General features: G+C 35.7%; 4 protein-coding genes (1 of these 4 only partly in view). 2 read left to right on the forward strand and 2 right to left on the reverse strand.

The window, feature by feature from the left end:
- Nucleotides 1-233: 233 nt before the first annotated feature.
- Both WG67_RS05600 and WG67_RS05605 read right to left on the reverse strand, forming a co-directional pair.
- A complete protein-coding gene (locus tag WG67_RS05600; RefSeq protein ID WP_010081965.1) occupies nt 234-587 on the reverse strand; it encodes a TrbC/VirB2 family protein in 354 nt (117 codons plus the stop codon).
- Between the two features lie 17 nt (nt 588-604).
- On the reverse strand, nt 605-931 hold the full coding sequence (locus WG67_RS05605; RefSeq protein WP_010081966.1) for a TrbC/VirB2 family protein: 327 nt from the start codon (nt 929-931) through the stop codon (nt 605-607).
- A gap of 136 nt (nt 932-1,067) precedes the next feature.
- On the opposite strand from WG67_RS05605, the gene WG67_RS05610 reads away from it, so the two are divergent.
- Together WG67_RS05610 and WG67_RS05615 are read left to right on the forward strand one after the other, a co-directional pair.
- Nucleotides 1,068-1,883 (forward strand): YihY/virulence factor BrkB family protein, encoded by an 816-nt coding sequence (locus WG67_RS05610; protein ID WP_070357025.1) that lies wholly within the window; start codon nt 1,068-1,070, stop codon nt 1,881-1,883.
- Nucleotides 1,870-2,021, forward strand: partial view of an SDR family oxidoreductase gene (locus tag WG67_RS05615; protein ID WP_070357026.1) — the beginning only. The gene runs 604 nt beyond the window's last position; only the first 152 of its 756 coding nucleotides appear in the window; its start codon is at nt 1,870-1,872; its stop codon lies off the right edge, out of view. The genes WG67_RS05610 and WG67_RS05615 overlap by 14 nt, the downstream gene beginning before the upstream one ends.

The following is a 2,021-nucleotide window of genomic DNA, read 5'->3' on the forward strand; positions in this document are numbered from 1 at the left end:
AGAAGAAAATTTTTCATTACGCCTCCTATAATTTCTGTTTCATGTTTGATTATCTATCGCTTTGATTAAATTTAAGTAAATGGTGAGGGTTCTAGTAAATTTGTCATCCTATCAGTTTATAAAAATTCCCGGATCTCAGTGTTATTCACTTGGACAACATTTATACAATTGTGGAATAATGGTGCTCCTTTAAGGAGCACCATTTAGCTAATGTTTTTCTGAAATTTTAGTGCCTAGTTGCATGTATTTGTTGTTGCATTCCATACTTTACCATCAGGGCAAGCAGTTGCACCATTTTTACAAATCACACCGCCTGGTACTATTTTTGAAACAACTACAGGCGCACCAAAAAACACAGCAGTAAATGCACCGAGTGCAAAAAGCGCTGGCCACGGCATTCTGCCAAATATTGCAAGCAATGCTGCACCAATTATTACTATTGTGATCATCGGTCCACCTATGCCGTGAGTATAGCCTACTATTTTGCATATTGTATTTGACGTTGCGTCATCAGTAACACTGCTAGCAAAAGCATTATCAAATGCAAAGAAGAGAATTAACGCCACTAGTAGAAGAAAATTTTTCATTATGCCTCCAATAATTTCTATGGCTTATTCGCTACTGCACCGTTTTGACAAATCACACCTCCTGGTGTTATTTTTGAAACGACTACAGGAGCGCCAAAAAACACAGCAGTAAATGCACCGAGTGCAAAAAGCGCTGGCCACGGCATTCTGCCGAATATTGCAAGCAACGCTGCACCTATTATCACTATTGTGATCATTGGTCCACCTATCCCATGAGTATAGCCTATTATCTTGCATATCACCGATGATGTTGTATCATTTGTATCAACAAAAGTAGTAGGAGGAGCATTTGCATCAAATGCAAAGGAGAGAATTAATGCCACAAGTAGAAGAAAATTTTTCATTATGCCTCCGATAATTTCTATTTAATGCTGGATTATCTACCATTTTGATTAAATTTAAGTAAATGGTGAGGATTTTTTTGCTTAAAAGTATCCTTTATTTCATTTAGAATACTTTTCTTGGTTCGTTTATATTACAGTGCCACAGAAATTTTACAGCATCGTTTATTGTCTTTATCGTGCTTTGATTGACACAATTTATAATGATGGAGTGGAGCATGCAGGGTATTTATCATTTTTAATTCTGTTATCAATATTTCCTTTTCTCATCGTTTTAATGGCTGTGGCGTCAACATTTGCAAATTTTTTAGACCAGTACAACATTGGCTGGGTATTTATCATTGATAACATGCCACAGGATATTTTATCATCTTTGATGCCGCGTATTAGGGAGATAATATCAGGCCCGCCGCAAAGCTTACTAACTTTAGCAATTGTAGGTGCTGTTTGGACCGCTTCATCGACAATTGAAGGGCTTAGAACAATACTCAATAAGGCCTATAAAGTTCCGGTTTCGCCGCCTTATATATTAAGAAGAGTACTAAGTATATTACAATTTTTAGTAATCACGCTTATTATAACTCTAACTATAGTGTTTTCTACACTAGTACCAATGCTAATTGATTTTTCCTATCAGGGACTAAGTTATACTAGGTATTTACTTATTGAATTTGTACTTTTCACAGTAGTCTCTTGGCTATATTTTATGTTGCCAAACATAAAACAAAATTTATCAGACGTATTTCCTGGATCTTGTGTAGCTGTTATTCTTTGGACGATTTCTGCTTCAGCTTTTAAGCAATACTTAAAAGCTTCCTTTGACCAACTGGATTTGATATATGGAAGTTTAGGTGGTGTGGTAGTGTTGTTGCTATTTTTTTATATGCTAAGTTTGATTTTTATATATGGAGCAAAATTCAATTTTCAGCTAAAATATTTCAATGAATCTCGCTAAGGAGAAAGAAATGGGTAAGTTAGAAGGTAAAGTAGCTTTAATCACCGGAGCTTCAGGTGGAGTAGGCTCTGCTGTTGCAAAAAGGTTTATAAGAGAAGGTGCATGTGTGATTCTGATTTCAAGATCTCTTGATAATCT

The organism is Wolbachia endosymbiont of Drosophila incompta, assembly GCF_001758565.1.
Classification (GTDB): Bacteria; Pseudomonadota; Alphaproteobacteria; order Rickettsiales; family Anaplasmataceae; genus Wolbachia; species Wolbachia pipientis.